The sequence below is a fragment of the Microbacter margulisiae genome (genome assembly GCF_014192515.1).
Taxonomy (GTDB): Bacteria; Bacteroidota; Bacteroidia; order Bacteroidales; family Paludibacteraceae; genus Microbacter; species Microbacter margulisiae.
The window spans coordinates 352,035-371,395 of record NZ_JACHYB010000002.1 but is presented as its reverse complement, the minus strand read 5'-3'; the positions used below and the strand labels follow the sequence as shown (position 1 = coordinate 371,395).

The 19,361-nt window shown below is 38.7% G+C and carries 16 protein-coding genes and 1 tRNA gene; 6 read left to right on the top strand and 11 right to left on the bottom strand.

The features are described 5' to 3' along the window. Window positions 1–81 precede the first annotated feature (81 nt). From FHX64_RS10715 to FHX64_RS10700, 4 genes are all read right to left on the bottom strand, one after another. Window positions 82–1,044, bottom strand: coding sequence for an ROK family protein (locus FHX64_RS10715; RefSeq protein WP_183413844.1), 963 nt, complete (start codon window positions 1,042–1,044; stop codon window positions 82–84). Window positions 1,045–1,063: 19 nt separating this feature from the next. Further along, a complete protein-coding gene (locus FHX64_RS10710; RefSeq protein ID WP_183413843.1) occupies window positions 1,064–2,344 on the bottom strand; it encodes an MFS transporter in 1,281 nt (426 codons plus the stop codon). 114 nt (window positions 2,345–2,458) lie between these two features. Then, complete coding sequence (gene pssA / locus FHX64_RS10705; RefSeq protein ID WP_246392448.1) at window positions 2,459–3,172, bottom strand: CDP-diacylglycerol--serine O-phosphatidyltransferase; 714 nt, start codon at window positions 3,170–3,172, stop codon at window positions 2,459–2,461. Between the two features lie 60 nt (window positions 3,173–3,232). Further along, a complete protein-coding gene (locus FHX64_RS10700) occupies window positions 3,233–4,027 on the bottom strand; it encodes a thymidylate synthase (protein ID WP_183414505.1) in 795 nt (264 codons plus the stop codon). A gap of 161 nt (window positions 4,028–4,188) precedes the next feature. On the opposite strand from FHX64_RS10700, the gene FHX64_RS10695 reads away from it, so the two are divergent. After that, window positions 4,189–5,379: an ABC transporter substrate-binding protein gene (locus FHX64_RS10695; RefSeq protein WP_183413842.1), complete on the top strand. Its 1,191-nt coding sequence runs from the start codon at window positions 4,189–4,191 to the stop codon at window positions 5,377–5,379. After that, window positions 5,380–5,877 carry a C-GCAxxG-C-C family protein gene (locus FHX64_RS10690; RefSeq protein WP_183413841.1) on the top strand — a complete coding sequence of 166 codons (498 nt, stop codon included), beginning with the start codon at window positions 5,380–5,382 and terminating at the stop codon, window positions 5,875–5,877. Here the strand turns inward: FHX64_RS10690 and FHX64_RS10685 are convergent. The 4 genes from FHX64_RS10685 to kbl all read right to left on the bottom strand — a co-directional run bounded on the left by FHX64_RS10685 (window position 5,845) and on the right by kbl (window position 11,742). After that, window positions 5,845–6,624 carry a DUF4249 domain-containing protein gene (locus FHX64_RS10685; RefSeq protein WP_183413840.1) on the bottom strand — a complete coding sequence of 260 codons (780 nt, stop codon included), beginning with the start codon at window positions 6,622–6,624 and terminating at the stop codon, window positions 5,845–5,847. The genes FHX64_RS10690 and FHX64_RS10685 overlap by 33 nt on opposite strands. Window positions 6,625–6,628: 4 nt before the next feature. Next, the gene (locus tag FHX64_RS10680) at window positions 6,629–8,947 is read right to left on the bottom strand and encodes a TonB-dependent receptor (RefSeq protein WP_183413839.1); all 2,319 of its coding nucleotides are present in this window, start codon (window positions 8,945–8,947) and stop codon (window positions 6,629–6,631) included. 317 nt (window positions 8,948–9,264) lie between these two features. After that, entirely contained in the window at window positions 9,265–10,293 is a 1,029-nt protein-coding gene (gene tdh, locus FHX64_RS10675) for an L-threonine 3-dehydrogenase (protein WP_183413838.1), read from the bottom strand. 258 nt (window positions 10,294–10,551) lie between these two features. Further along, window positions 10,552–11,742, bottom strand: a complete 1,191-nt coding sequence (gene kbl / locus FHX64_RS10670; RefSeq protein ID WP_183413837.1) for a glycine C-acetyltransferase — start codon at window positions 11,740–11,742, stop codon at window positions 10,552–10,554. 378 nt (window positions 11,743–12,120) lie between these two features. On the opposite strand from kbl, the gene FHX64_RS10665 reads away from it, so the two are divergent. Genes FHX64_RS10665 through FHX64_RS10650 form a run of 4 tightly spaced genes read left to right on the top strand, consistent with a single transcriptional unit; the run spans window position 12,121 to window position 16,094 of the window. Beyond that, complete coding sequence (locus tag FHX64_RS10665; protein WP_183413836.1) at window positions 12,121–12,963, top strand: prephenate dehydratase; 843 nt, start codon at window positions 12,121–12,123, stop codon at window positions 12,961–12,963. A 53-nt stretch (window positions 12,964–13,016) separates the two neighbouring features. Further along, window positions 13,017–14,204 (top strand): pyridoxal phosphate-dependent aminotransferase, encoded by a 1,188-nt coding sequence (locus tag FHX64_RS10660; protein WP_183413835.1) that lies wholly within the window; start codon window positions 13,017–13,019, stop codon window positions 14,202–14,204. Window positions 14,205–14,231: 27 nt separating this feature from the next. Further along, window positions 14,232–15,299 (top strand): bifunctional 3-deoxy-7-phosphoheptulonate synthase/chorismate mutase type II, encoded by a 1,068-nt coding sequence (locus FHX64_RS10655; RefSeq protein ID WP_183413834.1) that lies wholly within the window; start codon window positions 14,232–14,234, stop codon window positions 15,297–15,299. A gap of 21 nt (window positions 15,300–15,320) precedes the next feature. Continuing rightward, window positions 15,321–16,094, top strand: coding sequence for a prephenate dehydrogenase/arogenate dehydrogenase family protein (locus FHX64_RS10650; RefSeq protein ID WP_183413833.1), 774 nt, complete (start codon window positions 15,321–15,323; stop codon window positions 16,092–16,094). Here FHX64_RS10650 and FHX64_RS10645 read toward each other — a convergent pair. From FHX64_RS10645 to FHX64_RS10635, 3 genes are all read right to left on the bottom strand, one after another. Beyond that, a complete protein-coding gene (locus tag FHX64_RS10645) occupies window positions 16,091–17,974 on the bottom strand; it encodes a peptidase U32 family protein (protein ID WP_183413832.1) in 1,884 nt (627 codons plus the stop codon). The two genes, FHX64_RS10650 and FHX64_RS10645, sit on opposite strands and share 4 nt — an antisense overlap. Window positions 17,975–18,038: 64 nt before the next feature. Next, window positions 18,039–18,111: transfer RNA gene (locus FHX64_RS10640), tRNA-Phe, on the bottom strand. Window positions 18,112–18,255: 144 nt separating this feature from the next. Beyond that, complete coding sequence (locus FHX64_RS10635; protein ID WP_183413831.1) at window positions 18,256–19,317, bottom strand: glycoside hydrolase family 53 protein; 1,062 nt, start codon at window positions 19,315–19,317, stop codon at window positions 18,256–18,258. Window positions 19,318–19,361 lie beyond the last annotated feature (44 nt).

Genomic DNA, 19,361 nt, shown 5'->3' with positions numbered 1-19,361 from the left:
TGGTATAAATACAAAGGAATAAACGGAAACAGCCTGTAAGCTTATGTGCTTACAGACTGTTTGATTACTTTATAAACAACATTAGTTTTTTAATTCCCAAGCTAAAGCGCTAGCTCCCAAGATGGCAGCGTCAGCCTCATTTAATGCGGAGAAAAGAAGTTGGATTTTCCCTTTCCAGATTGGCAAGAGATTTTTTTCCATATGTTCACGAATTGGATTCATGATGAGGTCTCCAGCTTTTGACAATCCTCCGAAAATTACAATTGCCTGAGGTGCGCTAAAGGCTACAAAATCAGCAAATGCTTCTCCCAACATACGACCAGTATATTCAAAGATCTCTTTTGCAATAGCATCCTCTTTGATAGCAGCTTCATACACATCTTTTGATGTAATGCTTTCTACCGGAATATTCCGCAAAAGGCTATCTTCTTTTTTGATATCCAGCATTTCACGTGCAGTGCGGGCAACACCTGTTGCCGAAGTATATGTTTCAAGACAACCCGTCTTGCCACATCCGCATTGGCGGCCATTATTACGTACGATAGTTGTATGCCCTAATTCTCCAGCAAAACCATCATGTCCATACACTAATTGCCCATTTACTACAATACCGCTGCCGACGCCGGTTCCTAACGTAATCATGATAAAATCTTTCATGCCACGTGCAGCTCCATAGGTCATTTCTCCAATTGCTGCGGCGTTAGCATCATTTGTTAAGGCTGCAGGAACTCCAAATTTTGCATGTAGCATCCCTGCAAATGGAATAACTCCTTTCCACGGTAGATTAGGGGCAAATTCTACATTGCCAGTATAATAATTGCCGTTTGGAGCACCCATTCCAATGCCCTTGATTTTATCGATGCCTCCTACTTCTTCAATAAGCGGCATTAATGCTTTGTGTAATTCATTTATATATTGATCAGCTTCGGTATACTTTTGCGTTTGTATTGCACCTCTGCGTAAAACTTCTCCGCGAGCATCTACAATACCACATGCAGTGTTTGTACCGCCCATATCAATTCCTATAACATAAGGTTTATCCATGATAAAATGATTTATTGATTTATTCAACTGGTATATCTTTATTTACGTTTTTACTTCCTATCAGTGCAAAGAAAAGAATGTAAGCGACTCCGACAACAATGACCCAATAACTAGAGATATATCCAAATTTATCAGCTATAAATCCTTGTATCATCGGCAAAATACCTCCTCCACATACCATAACCATAAAAATACCGGAAGCCATGGCGGTGTATTTTCCTAATCCTTCCACGGCGAGATTAAAAATGCTTCCCCACATTACAGAAGTACATATTCCTACCAAAATTAAAAACATTACACTGATAGGTACTTCAGCAAGTCCAAATGAGATGTCAGAACGGAATACCGGCATTTTTACCGTTGTTGTGACAGGGCTGAAAATAGCAATTAATAAAAATATGATTGCTAATGAAGCTGCGAATGCAAGCATAGCTCTTGAGGATATCTTTGCGCCCATTGAAGCTCCTGTCAATCGACCAATCAACATTAAGAACCAGTAAGTACCAACAACTGTTCCGGCAATAATAGCACTAATGTTTAAGCCACCATCTCCGGAACTGGTCATAAACAAATTAGTTGTATTGGGAATTCCGACTTCAACTCCAACATACACGAATATAGCGATGATTCCTAAAATAAAATGACGAAATGACAGCGCGCTATGCTGGTTGGGTTGCTTTTTTTCTTTCTTGTTTATCATGTGTGGCTCGGGAATATCAACAAAAAATAATACAAAGAAGGCCAAAGCAAAGATACCCATCGCAATAAATAGTGCTGGATTTGCATCTTTAATGGTAGCTGTAGCAACATTTCCAATTAAATATCCAACAAGAACTGGAACAATAGTCGCTCCAATAGAATTAATGGATCCTCCAAACTGGATTAATTGATTCCCTTTTTTTCCTCCGCCACCAAGCGTATTCAGCATGGGATTAACAACTGTATTCAGCATACACATCGAAAATCCGGAGATGAAAGCACCCATTAGGTAAACGAAGAAACTTCCTATCTGGCCGGATATAAATTGAATGGCAACGCCAGTAAATCCAACAATAATAGCTAATAAAGCGGTTTTTTTGTATCCAACTTTTTCCAATAATATACCTGCTGGGATTCCCATGAAAGCATAAGCGATGAAATTGGCAGCGTTGCCTAACGAAGATAGAAAATTGGATGCACCAAATTGGTGCCGAACTATGACTCCTAGCGGATTAGGAAATCCGGTCACAAACGAAATCATAAAAAAGAGCGCAAACATCATTGCTATTGGCAATGCATAACTTTTTTGTTTTGTGTTCATAGAGATTTTAGTTTATAATTATTGATGAAGAATGTAGCTTGATTGCGGCGTTAAAAGTACAATTTATTTTTAAAAAAACGAAGCCCTATTGAATCGATTTATTACAATAAGGTTTTATTGTTTTTTTCGGTAAAAGGCTACTATTGAGAATGCAATATAGAGGACAATGATAATAGATAAAGCTCCGGCGTTAAAGCGTGAACTAATGAGAATTAGAGAAGCCAGAATGAGATAAATGTATCGAGTGCGGTTATCCTTCCATTTCCAACTTTTCATTTTTAAAGAAAACATGGGAATCTCGGCTAGAAGGAGGTAACAAAATACAGCAATCAGCACCAAAAAAAATTTCCAATGCAAAGAAGTAAATAAGTTGCTTGAAGCTACAACGAAAGATGCCCAGAAAATGGCATTTGCTGGCGTGGGCAATCCTATAAATATACTTCCTTGTCGTTCGTCAAGGTTGAATTTTGCCAACCGTAATGCAGAAAAAACAGCAATAAAGAAAGCTGCAAAGCTGAGAAAATGCCACTGGACCGGAAATGTGTCAGACATTACCGAAAATACCATTGCCGATGGTGCTACTCCGAAACTGACAACATCAGCTAACGAATCGAGTTCTTTACCCATAGGCGAATAAGCATGAAGCATGCGGGCGGCAAAACCGTCAAAAAAATCAAGTATAGCTGCAATGATGATAAACAAAGCAGCAACATCATATTGTCCATCAAATCCGGCGTATGTTGCAATGCATCCTGCAAACAAATTGCCACTTGTGATAGAATTGGGAATTTGCTTTTTTATACCCATCAGAGAAGTAGATATTTTCATATTGAATGTTTTTATTGAAGAATTGATATATTATAGTCTGAAACCTGTCAAAAATAATTTTCAAACTGCAATATCCCCTTTAATATGAGGATGAGGATTGTAATTTTCAATGGTAATGTCTTCAAAAACAAAATCGAACATATTTGTTTTGGCTGAATTTATTTTTAATCTTGGTAAAGGGCGGGGTTCGCGTGTAAGCTGTAATTTGACTTGATCCAGGTGATTTGTGTAAATATGAGCATCTCCTAATGTATGTACAAATTCTCCAGCTTTCAGACCAGTCACCTGTGCCATCATTTCCAGTAATAAAGCGTAGGAAGCTATGTTGAAAGGCACCCCAAGAAAGATGTCAGCGCTTCGTTGATATAGCTGCAAACTTAATTTTCCGTTGGCTACATAAAATTGAAAAAAAGCGTGACAAGGCGGCAAGTGCATCTTAGGTAAATCTGCTACATTCCAAGCGCTTACAATAATACGGCGTGAATCAGGATTATGCTTGATCATCTCAATAGCTTGGCTGATCTGATCGATATGTCCTCCGTCATAATCAGGCCATGAACGCCATTGATATCCATAGATCGGGCCTAACTCACCTTGTTCATCAGCCCATTCGTTCCAAATTTTCACACCATTCTCCTGCAAATAATGCACATTTGTACTTCCCTGTAAAAACCACAGTAGCTCATGTATAATTGACTTTGTATGTAGTTTTTTTGTAGTGAGTAAAGGGAATCCTTCATCTAATCGAAATCTCATTTGATAGCCAAAAACGCTTAACGTGCCTGTCCCTGTACGGTCTTCTTTGTGAACTCCTTCGTTGAGTACATGCTGCAGTAAATCAAGATATTGTTGCATGAGGATGATTATGAATTGATTATTCCACAACTCTTTTATAGGCAATTGATTGCGAATAATAGTTGGTTCATTCATTTTTTTACAAAGGTATGATTTTTTTCAATTATTCGTTGTCTTTTATTGAGGCCTTAAGCTGAATTTTTCTTTCTGTTTGATGAATTATGGCTACTTTTGCATTTACTATGGGAAGGCGATTTGTTGATACTGTTTTGGCTTATTCAAAAGCTCCTGTCTGGCTAGTTTTCATAGCCATTTTATTTATTTCATGTCATTCACATTCTGGTCCATCATCTGCAGAATCCTCTCAATCTGACTCTTCTGCTGTGATTCAATATGCTCACGGTTTTGCTATCGATTATTTTTCAAACTACACCCGGTTGACAGTGTTTAATCCTTGGAGGAAAAGTGAGATTGAGGCTGTATATTATCTTGTATCCCGTCGTGACATTCATACTCCTGATGCCCGATCAACTATTCTTGTTCCTGTGCATTCTTTAGCTGCGACTTCGTGTACACATATAGCTTTTTTGGAAGCTTTACATCAGTTATCTGCTCTTACTGGTATGGCTTCACCGGAGTTGGTGTATAGCTCTGCTTTTCAACAGCTGAGTTTACAAGGGAAAATGATTGATTTGGGTGACCCTTTGCATTTGAATATTGAGAAAATCCTGAAATTGCATCCGCAATTAGTGCTTATGACGAATTATAACCAAGTAAACGTTGCAGCTGATCAACTAATCCAAGCGGGGGTTCCAATTGTTTATGAAAATGAGTGGATGGAATCAACCCCGTTGGGGAGAGCAGAATGGATTAAATTTATAGCTGCATTTTTTCAAAAAGGGCATATGGCAGACTCTATTTTTAATTCATTGACAAAGAATTATATGGCATTGAAGCAATTGGCACATAAAGCACAACACACTCCGACGGTATTGGTGGGAAATAATTTTAAGGGAACGTGGTATGTTCCAAGTGGGACAGGTTATATGGGACAATTTTTGGCTGATGCTAAATGTAATTATTACTTTAGTAATGACACGACGACTGGAAGTATTCCTCTGAATTTTGAGCAAGCGCTGGAGTATTTTAAAGATGCTGATGTATGGTTGAATTGTTCGTCCAACAGTTTAACTACTCTTCAAAATAGCGATCCTCGTTATCAATTATTTAAAGCATTTAGAAATAAGGAAGTATATAGTTTAAACGGCAGAACAACTTCGTTGGGGGGCAACGACTTTTGGGAAAGTGGGGTGATACATCCTGATATATTACTGCGAGATTATATTCGGGTTTTGCATCCGGCTTTATTGCCCCATCAACCGTTGATATATGTATTAAAGTTAAAGGAATAAATGGCAAAAATAGATATTGATGTTGAACAACGAAAACGTCAGGCAGTAGCTAATTTTATCGCAGGTTATAATTGTGCACAAGCTGTGTTTATGACTTATGCCGATGTTTTTGATGTGGATGTGGAATTGACTAAACGCTTATCTGGCTCTTTTGGTGGCGGTATGGGGCGGTTGCGCGAGGTCTGTGGTGCAGTCAGTGGAATATTTATGATTTTAGGATTGCATTATTCTGCAGTTGATCCACATCAAAAAGTTACGAAAACTGCCAATTATGCTGCCGTGCAACGAACTGCAAATGCCTTTAAAGATCAATTTGGTACAATTATTTGTCGTGATTTACTGGCGATCAAACATCATGAATCACATGTGCCTTCTGATCGAACTGCTGATTATTATGCTTCGAGACCTTGTGCCCGTTTTGTGGAAGCAGCTGCTGTAATCGTGGGCAAAGAACTGATGAATGCATCAGGGAACTACGATTCTTTTATTACGGATTGAGCATGCGCTGAAATATCCTAATGCTCCATTGCTGATGTTGGAAACCGGATTGGCGGGTGCAATAATTTGCCTTCCGTTAGAGGCAGCTGCCCGAAAATAATTATACATATTTTCGTCGATAGATTCCAGCCAAATGGTGATGTTTTTTCCTGAGGTTAATCTTTGGTTATCATTCCATATTCGATAAATTATTTTTCCTCCGTCATTCAGTTGATCGCTGGTTACAAAAAAATTGTCTAACTGTCCTTGGTTGACGAATTCGATAATACGATAAAAGTTTTCAATATTAGCTGGATCTGTGAACTCTACTGCAATTTGCTTGTCATTCTCAATTATACTCTTTTCAAAATATACAGAATCGATTGCTACAGGATAGGGCATGGTTGAGGTGGCAGAATAGCGTTTCCCTTTAATTTCTACTTGAAGCGTGTATGTATTTCCCGGAATGCCTTTGATGAATGAAGTAATATATGTGCCCGGGAAAATTTCTTTAAGAGAATCTGTATTGCCGATATTATCATTTATAGTTACGATAGCACCTGACACAGCTGGAAATACATTGGTTGAATCGAAATTTACCGATTGTGAAATGTGTACAGTATCTGGTACAGTAAGATCGTATATATTTCCTTGGATCACTATTTGGGATGATGATGTGTTTAGCTTTAAATCAATTACTTGCTGGCATGAGATCAATATACCGGCTAAAAATAAAAGAAATAAATGGATTATTTTATGGATATTCATTGCTCTAAAATCTAAAGTTATATGATACGGAAGGAACAAACTTAAACAATGTTGTTTGTACGGCATCTGTTTTCGTCGGATCAGTCTTGTCATTTTCGAATCGGATTATATATGGATTATTTCTGCCATAAGCATTGTAAATGGAAAAGGTCCAGCTGGATTGAAATTTATTGGTTTTCTTTGCTATCCATGTTGCCCCTAAATCAAGCCTACTGTACGCAGGCATTCGATTGGCATTGCGATTGGAATAGTAAAACATGGTTGCTGCGTCAATCTGATATTTGCCACTAGGGAATGTCACTGCATTACCTGTCTCATAGATCCATGTGGCCGACAATGTCCATTTTTTGTTGAGATTGTATATTCCTACAATGTTTATGTTATGTGTACGATCCTGTGTTGTTGGGAAATACCGACCATTATTGATTGCATCAAATTTATTCTCACTTCTGGAAAGCGTATAACTTATCCACCCATTGAATTTGCCTGTTCTTTTCTTTAAGAATATTTCCAGTCCATATGCTCTACCTTTTCCATATAAAAGTTGTGATTCAACGTTTTCGTTAAAATTTAATTGAGCTCCATCCCGATAATCGATTTGATTCTGAAGTTTTTTGTAATAGACCTCAGCCGAAAATTCATATTGATTTTGTTGCATATTATGATAATAACCCAATGAAACCTGATCGGAAATTTCGGGTTTTACATTATTACTGCTCGGTATCCATAAATCAATAGGATCACTGGATGTTGAATTGGATAGCAGATGCAGATTCTGGGTATTGCGGGCATACGCTGCCTTCATCGAGCTGCTTTTGCTAATGATATAATTTAATGTCGCGCGTGGTTCAATGTTGAAATAAGATTTTACAATTTGAGCAGAATTGTAACAAATAGTATCAGTTATGTTTCCATTAGTATCGTATGAGTAGAAGTTTCCAGGTCCAAATAAATTGAATACACTTGCTCTAATGCCATATTCTATGGATATATTTTGATTAAAGGTATATTTATGAGAAAAGTACAGTGCACTTTCTAACGCATGTTTGTTTGAAAGATTTTGCATGCAGGATTGTGCCGTTGATGTGATGATGCCCGGAACGATATTATGATATGTAGATTGTATCCCGAATCTTAATGTTGATCTCTCACTAATATAATATTGATAATCTTGTTTGAAATTGTAATCCTGAATTCGTGAAATAATATTGTTATCTTCTCCGTTATCTAAATTAATTTTGTAATCATAGTTGCTGAAAATCAAATCAGTATTTGTAAATATCTTGTCGGAAAATAAATGATTCCATCGTAAAGTGATGGTTTTATTGCCCCAGTTAATGCCAAAGATATTCGCTAACCCTAAAGCATCTCTCCCAAGATATCCAGATAGGTAAATATGATTTTTATCATCGATTGCATAATTTGCTTTAGCGTTAATATCATAAAAGTATAGCCTTGATTGATTTAGAGTTGTGTCTTTCGACAGTTTAAGAAACATATCAGCGTAGGTGCGCCTTGCTGAAATAATGAATGATCCCTTATTTTTTACAATCGGCCCCTGAATTGTGACCCGTGATGATATCAAACCAATGCCACCGCTTATCCGAAAATTTTTATTATCACCATCATCCATCTGCAAATCAACTACTGAGGCTAATCTTCCTCCATATTCTGCCGGTTCATTTCCTTTATAAACCGTTACATTTTTGATAGCATCAGAATTAAATACAGAGAAAAAACCCATTAAGTGAGAAGCGTTGTAAATTGGGGCTTCATCCAATAAAATTAGATTTTGCCCTGGTGATCCCCCTCTTACGTTAAATTGACTACCTCCATCTCCTGTTGCTTCAACTCCTGGTAATAGTTGAATGGTTTTCATGATATCCTGTTCCCCGAACAATACGGGAATAGATCTTGTCTTTTTTGTGTTGATTTTTTGCATACCCATTTGAGGTATAATGATATTTTCATTTGTGCGATGATTAGTAACTATCACTTCTTGCAATGCATTTGATTTTGGGGTCAAGAAAATATTTGCTTTGGTTGAATTTGTTAATCTTATTTGTTGAATATGAGATGCATATCCAATATATTGAACTGTAATTTGATAATTTCCAGCGGGAAGAGTGAGGGAATAAAATCCATATGAATTGGATACAGTACCCATATTTCGCATTTCTTGAACGGTAATAATGGCTCCGATTAAACTTTCTCCGGTTTCGGCATCAGTCACAAATCCGCTAATAGTATAATGTTTTTGAGAATGGGCTTTGGGATGAATGAAAATTATAAAACAAAAAATCCAGAGTACGTATCGTATCATATTTGATATTGGTTCTTTTTTTCAACATGAATAAGAAAGACTCTCCATTTGTTTATAATGAAAGAGTTTGTTTTTGCATAAACCTATCATTCTAAGTTTATAGGATTTAAGACAAATATACATCATTTTGTTGCGGATACGATATCGGCATGCCAAAAATGATATGGAATGAAGAATTGGTACAGTGTGAGTTATGCGGTGTAATGGTGGAATAAAACAATATTGGCCGACACTAACCTTGATTTTCGGAGCTGATAAATCATTTTAGCTGTCGGCCAAGTATCAAAAACAAGAAAAACAAATTGTACTGAATGAGATTACTTTTCCCAATTCAGGATTACTTTCCCGCATTGTCCGCTCTCCATAACATCAAATCCTTTTTGGAAATCATCGATCGGGAAGCGGTGCGTGATTACGGGAGTGAGGTCAATGCCTGAGATAAGCATTTGTTCCATCTGGTACCATGTCTCCCACATTTCGCGCCCGTAAATACCTTTTAATGTCAGTGCTTTGAAAATGACTTTATCCCAGCGGATCAGTGTAGAACCGGGTAAAATCCCCAACAATGAAATTTTCGAACCGTTGTACATGTTTTCGATCATCTCCTCAAAAGCAGCAGGCGATCCGGACATTTCCAGTCCGATATCGAATCCATGCATGTGAAGTTGATGGATTGCCTGTTCAATAGTTTCTCCCTTTTGAGGATTAATCGTGAGGGTTGCTCCCATTTTTTTTGCAATCTCCAGCCGGTAATCATTCAAATCACTGACTACAATGTATCTGGCTCCGGCAAATCGACAAATAGCGGTTGCCATTGTCCCGATCAGACCTGCACCGGTGATGAGCACATCTTCTCCAATGAGAGGAAACGATAAGGCGGCATGGGTTGCATTTCCAAACGGATCCATAATAGCAGCCATCTCATCGGAAATGCGGGAATCGAGATGTACGACATTCTCAGCCGGCAACGAGAGGTATTCGGCAAAAGCGCCATCCCGGTTAACACCTACGCCAACAGAGTTTTCACAAACATGAAGCTTTCCACGACGACAGTTCCTGCAATGTCCGCATGCTATATGTCCTTCTCCTGTCACGCGGTCACCGATATGAATATTTTTTACTCCTTTGCCCATTTCTACCACTTCTCCCACATACTCGTGCCCAATTGTCATGGGCGTTTTAATGGTGTTTTGCGACCATTCGTCCCATTTGTAAATGTGTAAATCAGTACCGCAAATGGCTGTTTTCTTGATTTTAATCAACACATCATTGATGCCTACATGCGGCAGGGGAACATCTTCCATCCAGATCCCTTTTTCGGGACGAAGCTTTACGAGTGCTTTCATATGTTTATAATTTATCTTTATGAGTATTTAGGATATGATTGAACAGTAGTAAGTTAACAAAGATCAGAAGGTGAGGAAGAAATGACTTATAAGATGGCAGGTAACAGAAAATCTAATAATATAATGAATTATATGTTATTCTCTACCACCTGCTGTTTGTTGTCTGCTGAGTCCTTTCCACCTTCAAATCTCCACATCCTGGTTTCATATCACATTATTCTGTTTCATGTATGTCCAAAATCCGATTTTCTCCTGCGTTTATTTTTTTATGATTCCCATTTCCAGTGCTACTTTGGTAAATGCACCAATACATTTATCAAGATGTTCCTTTTCATGAGCAGCGGAAATTTGAACCCGGATGCGTGCCTGTCCCTGGGGTACAACAGGGTAATAAAATCCGGTTACGTAAATTCCTTCGGTTAGCAAACGGGCTGCCACTTCCTGCGACAATCGTGCATCATAAAGCATGATGGCACAAATGGCCGATTCTGTTGGCTTAATATCAAATCCGGCGGCCTTCATTCGAGTAAGGAAATAGTCGGTGTTTTGATGCAGTTTATCTTGTAACTGGTTGGTTTCATCCATCATCTCAAACATTCGGATGCCTGCGGCTACCACCATGGGAGGTAGTGAATTGGAAAAAAGATAAGGACGGGAGCGTTGCCGAAGTATATCGATGATTTCTTTCCGTCCGGTGGTAAATCCCCCGATAGCTCCTCCGAATGCCTTTCCTAATGTGCCGGTGATGAGTTCAATTTTACCGCGAAGGTTAAAACGCTCTGTAATTCCTCTTCCAGTCGTTCCCACAACACCTGCCGAATGGGATTCATCCACCATTACCATGGCTCCATAACGTTCGGCCAGGGCATAGATTTTGTCTAATGGAGCTACATTGCCATCCATAGAGAAGACGCCATCGGTTACGATCAGGCGGAAACGGGCTGATTGTGCTGCCAGTAACTGTTTTTCCAAGTCGTTCATGTCTGCATTGGCATAACGAAACCGCTGCGCTTTGCACAAACGTACACCGTCAATAATGGATGCATGATTCAAAGCATCGGAAATGATAGCGTCTTCTTCCGTAAGCAACGGTTCAAACAGGCCACCGTTGGCGTCGAAACAGGCAGCGTATAAAATGGTGTCTTCCGTTCCGAAAAAAGAAGCGATTTTTTCCTCCAGTTGCTTATGTAAATCTTGTGTTCCGCAGATAAAACGAACGGAAGACATTCCATACCCACGTGTATCCAAGGCATGTTTTGCAGCCTCGATAAGGATAGGGTTGTTGGCTAATCCCAGATAATTGTTGGCACAAAAGTTAAGCACTTTTTGTCCGTTTACTTCTATTTCAGCTCCCTGAGGTGATTCAATGACTCTTTCGTTTTTGTACAACCCGGCAGCTTGAATCCCTGAAAGTTCATGCCGTAGATGTTCTTGAAATTTTGTATACATGGTAATTTGTGTTTTGACTTGGCATGCAAATTTACGATAGAATGGTGTACATTATCCCTTGTTTTTGTAGTTTCTCTCACATTTTCAACCGTTTTTGTTCGCAGGTAAATTGAGCAAAACAAACAAATTTCACGAAATAGGCCCAGAGAAAAAATATTTTCATTTTTTCTTGGTGTTTTTATAATAAACCATTACTTTTGCATCAGAAAAAATAACGATTCAAATTATGGCTCAAACTTTTGCATATTTCTTTTTTTACTTTTACTTTAGCCAGAGTAAAAGCGGGAGTTTGTTGCCTTAACCATAAGTAATCAATTTTAGGTTGTACATAAAAATCCCGCTATTTCAGGCGGGATTTTTTTTTTAATAAGAATAATCATGATAAAAGTAGCCATTCAAGGAATTGTCGGTTCGTTTCACGACATTGCAGCACATTATTATTTTGGAGAAGAAAAAATTGAAATAGTGCCTTGTAATACATTCAAGGAATTGTTTGCTAATCTGGCCAATGATAGTTTGATGGTCGGTATGGTAGCTATTGAAAATACCATTGCAGGCAGTTTGTTGCCAAACTATGGTCTGCTGCGTGAAAGTAACCTGACCATTTTAGGAGAACAAAAGTTACGTATCCAGCATAATTTAGTGGCTTTGCCCGGTCAAACACTGAAAGATATTCATGAGGTGCATTCTCATTATATGGCTTTGATGCAATGTGAAGAATTTTTTCTTCAATATCCATCTATTCAGCTTATTGAGGCTGAAGATACTGCTGCTGAAGGTTTGCGGATTGCAAAACATCATGCTAAACGGCAAGCTGCCATTTGTAGCCGTTATGCTGCTGAACTTTTCGGATTGGAAATCTTAGCGGAAGAAATTGAAACGAATAAACATAATTATACCCGTTTTTTGGTAGTTGGTAATGAACTGATGAGAGATAAGTTAAATGTTGATCTGCCAAGAGACAAGGCTTCGTTGGTTTTTTCTTTGCCACACGAAGAAGGCAGCCTCTCTAAAGTGTTGACTATTTTGTCATTTTACAATATTAATTTGACGAAGATTCAATCACTTCCCGTGGTAGGGCAGGAGTGGGAGTATTTGTTTTATATTGATATTACATATACTGATTATGTGCGTTATCGCCAATCGCTTGATGCTATTTTGCCATTAACCCAAAAATTACGCATCTTGGGTGAATACAAAGAGGGAGTACAAACCGTTTGATGATAGAATGTTGCTCGAGATTTCAATTTTAATAATATCATAACTAAATTATTATGTTTCAAGATATCAAACCGGCAAATCGTCTAAATACTGTCAGCGAATACTATTTCTCGACGAAATTGAGAGAAATTGCTCAAATGAATCGTGAAGGGAAAAATGTTATTAGCCTTGGTATTGGCATGCCTGATTTACCTCCATCCGAGGCTACGATTAAAGCATTGAAGAACGAAGCGGAGAAACCAGACGTGCATGGATACCAAAGTTATAATGGTATTCCCGAATTGAGAGAGTCATTTGCAGAATGGTATAAAACATGGTTTAATGTAATGTTGAATCCTGTCAATGAAATCTTGCCTTTGATGGGATCAAAAGAGGGTATTTTGCATATTTCACTGGCTTTTCTTAATCCCGGCGACGGAGTTTTAGTCCCAAATCCGGGTTATCCGACCTACACTTCTGTCAGTAAATTAGTTGAAGCCAATGTGATTCCCTATGATCTGGATGAGAATAATCATTGGCAACCTGATTTTGATGCTTTGGAAAAGATGGATTTATCCCATGTAAAACTGATGTGGGTAAATTATCCCAATATGCCTACCGGCGCTGGTGCAAACCGTGAATTGTTTGACAAGTTGGTTGCTTTTGGAATGAAACATCACATCGTGATTTGTAATGATAATCCATATAGTTTTATCCTGAACAAAAAACATTTGAGTATTTTATCAAGCGAAGGAGCAAAGGATATCTGCATTGAACTGAATTCCATGAGTAAATCGCATAACATGTCGGGTTGGCGCATCGGCATGGTTGCTGCTAACGCACAATTTATCGACTGGATTTTACGAGTGAAGAGTAATATTGATTCCGGAATGTTTCGTCCGTTGCAAGTGGCTGCTGTGGAAGCATTGCATAATACTCCTGAATGGCATGAGGCAAAAAATTACGATGTCTATGCTAAACGTAGAGTAATTGCAGAAGAAATTATGAAGTCACTTGAATGTACATATGACCCCGAGCAAGTGGGGATGTTTTTATGGGGAAAAATCTCCGGCTGCTATGCAGATGCAGGTGAATTGGCAGATGAAATCCTTTATGGAGCAAATGTCTTTGTAACGCCTGGATTTATCTTTGGCAGCAAAGGGGCTAATTATATTCGCATCTCGCTTTGCAGCCCGGAAGAAAAACTTGCAGAAGCATTGGTACGGATTCAGAATTTGAAACGAAATAAATCTAAATTATAGCTAGTAATCATCTAAAAATATAAGCATATGGAATTGAAACCGATTTTTGAACCTATGACAGAGGAATCCAGGCCTTTGGTAATAGCAGGTCCGTGTAGTGCTGAAACTGAAGAACAGACATTAACTACGGCTCATCAGTTGGCCGATAAAGGAATTCAAATCTTTCGGGCCGGTATTTGGAAACCACGTACAAAACCTGGCGGTTTTGAGGGTGTTGGTAGTGTTGGGCTGCCATGGTTGAAACGTGTGAAACAGGAGACAGGCATGTTGACGGCTATTGAGGTAGCTACGGCAAAACATGTATATGAGGCATTAAAATATGGCATTGATATTTTATGGATTGGCGCTCGTACGACGGCTAATCCTTTTGCAGTTCAGGAAATTGCCGATGTGTTAGAAGGTGTTGATGTTCCGGTCTTAATAAAGAATCCTGTAAATCCTGATGTGGATTTGTGGATTGGTGCTATCGAACGAGTATATAATGCCGGAATTCGTCGTCTTGCTGTCATTCATCGTGGATTTAGTACGTATGATAAATCAGTATATCGCAATATTCCACAATGGCATATTCCTATCGAGTTACGTCGCCGGATGCCTGAAATGCCAATTATTTGTGATCCTAGTCATATCGGAGGGCGTCGCGAATTAATTGCCTCGATTTCACAACAAGCGCTTGATTTGCAATTTGAAGGACTAATTATAGAATCGCATTGCAATCCTGACGAAGCATGGAGTGATAAAAACCAACAAATTACGCCTGATGTGCTGGAACATATCCTTCAACACCTGGTGGTTCGTAAAATGAATCAAACTACCGAAGATTTATCTGTTTTACGCCATCAAATCGATGACCTGGACAATCAGTTATTAGAAGTGTTGGCAAAGCGTTTTCGCGTGTCCCGTGAAATCGGGACTTACAAGAAGGAACATGGCATGCCGGTTTTACAAACTGTACGTTATGATGAGATTTTGCATAATCGGATAAGTCAGGCTCAATCGATTGGTATTAATGGCGAATTTATGAAAAATATTCTCGAGGCAATTCATGAAGAGTCAGTGCGCGTGCAATTGGAATTAATGAACAAGAGTGAATAATCCATATCAAAAATAGAAATTATGCGTATTCTAATTCTTGGAGCGGGCAAAATGGGTTCTTTTTTTGCTGATGTATTAAGTTTTCAGCATGAAGTCGCTCTTTATGATGCAGATCCTAAGCGTTTGCGTTTTGTCTATAACACGATCCGCATGTCTCAACTTGAGGAAGTTAGCTCGTTTGATCCTGAGCTTGTAATCAATGCAGTCACCATCAAACATACGTTAAAAGCTTTCCGGGATGTCATCCCGTTTTTGTCCAAAGAATGTTTGTTGTCTGATATCGCTTCGGTCAAAACAGGACTTCCTGATTTTTATGCCAATAGTGGATTTCGTTTCGTGTCTACTCATCCTATGTTTGGCCCTACATTTGCAAGTTTAAGTGATTTGTCTTCCCAAAGCGCTATTATTATTGCAGAATCAGATCCTCAGGGAAAACTGTTTTTCAGGGAGCTATATGGTTCGTTGAAACTGTCGATTTTTGAATATTCATTTCAGGAGCACGATCAAACTACCGCTTATTCCCTAGCTATTCCATTTGCTTCTACGTTAATTTTTGGAGCCGTTATGAAACATCAGGAGGCTCCGGGGACTACTTTTAAACGCCATTTAAATATTGCACATGGATTGCTCTCCGAAGATGATTATTTATTAACTGAAATTTTGTTTAATCCATATACTCCTCAGCAGCTGGTTAACATCAGAGATCAATTAAGTGAGTTGTTGACAATAATCGAGAAGAAGGATTCGAAAAAGATGCAGGCTTTTTTACAGAAAATCAGGGAGAATATAGCCTAATTACGGGGTTTGCAGTTCTGCTTTTTATTGGCAATGATTATCTGCATTTCGCAGGCTGCACAATTGAAATGAAGTTGCAAACGATCGTGAGCTCCTTGTAAAAATAAAGGTTCTTGTGGGATGGTATCCGGTTGTTGTCTTGGACACCATCCCATTTCATATTTTAAGCAATACTTTGTGGTCATCACCGGACTATCGGATGATAATGTCCCGCCGGATTCCAATGCGGGTTCGATGGATGTCACGCCATGTGATAGATAGAATGTACGTGCTTTGTCATTTGCCACATTTCCTAAATAAGTAAGTCTTGATTGAGGAAATAGAGCGGGATGGAGGTTGTTATTCTTTTTTGTATTATCCGGTTTGAGTAAATGATGTATTGTTTGTTCCAGTTGTTCCACCATAGTACGGCGCCAGACCGTTAATACCGAGGATGGAATAAACCAGGCATTTGATAGTGTAATATCTATCTTTTCTAACGTAAAAACAGAGTCGCCTAACTTGCCTAATTGCTTAATAATGTTTTGTTGAGTTATTTCTATGCCGTTTTTAGACAGTTCTTTATCGTATGAAAAATGAAAAGCGAATGGCTCCATTCTGTCGATGTTCGCATTTATATTAAATCCATCTTCTGTATCGGAAAAAGATAGCCGAAGTGGAATTTTTCTTTCAGCAGATGGTTTGGCAAGCTGATCTTCAAAAGCTTGGTCGAAATTACGGTAAAGTGTTGTCCCCGGTTTTATATCCGGCATTTTAAATGGAAAAATGAGATCATTTTCAATGCGATTAACCCGGAAGCCGGTTAAAGTGCCATCTGAAGAAACAAAGCAAAGTCCATCCCCGTTATGCAAGTCGTATTTTGTGTTAACGGTTAATGTCCCTTTTCCCTGTTTTCTTACTGTGCCTAGTTGTTGTCCTATCGACTTTGGCGTTTGTAGTTGAACCATCTGTGTTTTGCGCTGATGTAAAAAATAATCAGTTGCTCCTCTATAAAACGTGCGTTCGGGGTCTGGGTCAAAGGAAAATTTGACATTCCCCAATGAGCTTTTTACATAACGATCTGATCTCATCAACAATTGATCAAGTTTTTTGCGGTAAAATGCCGTTATATTTTTTACATAACTCATCTCCTTAAGCCTCCCTTCGATTTTGAAAGAAGAAACGCCAACATCCATCATTTCAGCTAAATATGCAGACAGATTGAGATCTTTCAGGGATAGAAAATGTTTTTGGCTACTTAATATTTTTCCGTTCCCATCTTCCAATTGATAGGGTAGGCGACATAATTGAGCACACTCGCCCCGGTTTGCACTTCGACCTCGTAGTGCTTGACTTGCATAGCATTGACCACTGTATGAAACGCACAAGGCTCCATGCACAAAACATTCAATTTTTGCAGATGTTTGCGACGTGATAAGCTTTATTTGTTCCAGTGATAATTCACGCGCTAATACGATTTGAGAGAATCCGGTATTTTCTAAAAATTTGATTTTATCGAGCGATCGATTATCTGTTTGTGTGCTAGCATGCAGTGCAATGGGAGGTAATGAAAGCTCCAGCAATCCCATGTCCTGGACAATTAATGCATCAGCACCAGCTTCGTATAGTTGCCAAATGATGCTTTCTGCAAGCTGTAATTCTGCATTGGTTAAAATCGTATTAAGCGCAATGTATACTTTTGCGCGGAACCTGTGGGCGTAATTGATTAATCTGGTGATATCAGCAATTGAATTCCCGGCAGCAGCACGTGCGCTAAAGTGTGGAGCCCCTATATATACAGCGTCAGCTCCATGATTAATAGCTTCAATGCCTATATCGGCCGTTTTTGCAGGAGAAAGAAGTTCGATTTCACGCTTGGATTGAAAATCAATGAGAGACATGATTGACCATTTTTATATAAAGTAAAAAGCGAAAACATCTTTAGACATTTCCGCTTTTGTGGTGTGGTACCACCAGGAATCGAACCGGGGACACAAGGATTTTCAGTCCTTTGCTCTACCAACTGAGCTATGGTACCATCGTTATTTTGCGGATGCAAAGGTAGAGAAAAATCCCAGATTGCCAAAACAAAAATATTCTTTTTTCAAGTATTGATGGTAAAGATCGTTTCAATAAGCCGTGGCGGTTGTGGCATGATACCCAAAGTAGATATGCAACATGTTTATTTTGAGGATTTATGTTTTACCTTTTCTGGTATGAAAGCATCCAGTGCTTTAGTCGGTTTTCCGTCATTACCCCAGCAACTCAAAGCATATCCACTCCAGTTTTGGGCACCTTCAGGTTCCCAATAAATTACCCCCAGCCCTTTGTGATCAGGCACCTCTTTTACCTTTTTGATAACTGCTTTCAGCATATTGTACGTGTTTTGAACATGATCAGCTTGCCCACCGACCTCAACTACCATAACATCTTTTCCATATCTCTTTACCATATCATCTAAGTTGTTCCCCAAGTCATTAATAGTTGCCGTGTAATCTGTTCCCAACCAAAATGGATAATATGATGCGCCAATGATGTCATAATGCACATTGTATTTTTTTGCGTTATCGAAAAATGTTCTGAAACGCTTATTGTTGTTCCCTTGATCCAGATGAATGATTACTTGTGTGCCAGGATCTGCTTTTTTTGTCGCTTTATATCCTGCATTCAATAATTGAGCTAATTGAGGCCAGTTGTTGGTGCTCCCATCAGGCCACAGCATTCCGTTTGTAATCTCATTTCCAACTTGAACCCATTGCGGAACAATACCAACTGATTTTAAGGTATCTAATACGTGATATGTGAAATGAAATACGTCCTGCACTAATTTTGGAAAAGGATCATGAGTCCATGCCGCAGGTTTATTTTGTTTTTGAGGATCTGCCCATGAGTCGCTATAATGGAAATCAATTAGAATTTGCATCCCCATTTTTTTTGCCCGCAATGCCATTTCTACCACATCTGCTGTACTACAATGTCCTGAACGTGGATCGTTGGATGGATTCACCCAAACCCTGAGCCGGACAGTATTGATGCCATGATTTTTCAAGATTTGCAAGCAATTCTTTTGTATACCATCAGAATCATAGAATTTGTAGCCTGTGGCTTCCATTTGTTGTAGCCAGCCTATGTCTGCTCCTCTGACAAATTGTGCTTTTATGCTATTGAAAACCGGAGATATAAAAATGATAATACCGAATACAACAATGCTTCTCAAAGAAAGCCGGAAAAGTTTTTCTTTCATTTTGATATTGATTAGTTAGCATTAAGACTGCAAGTTCTAATTTG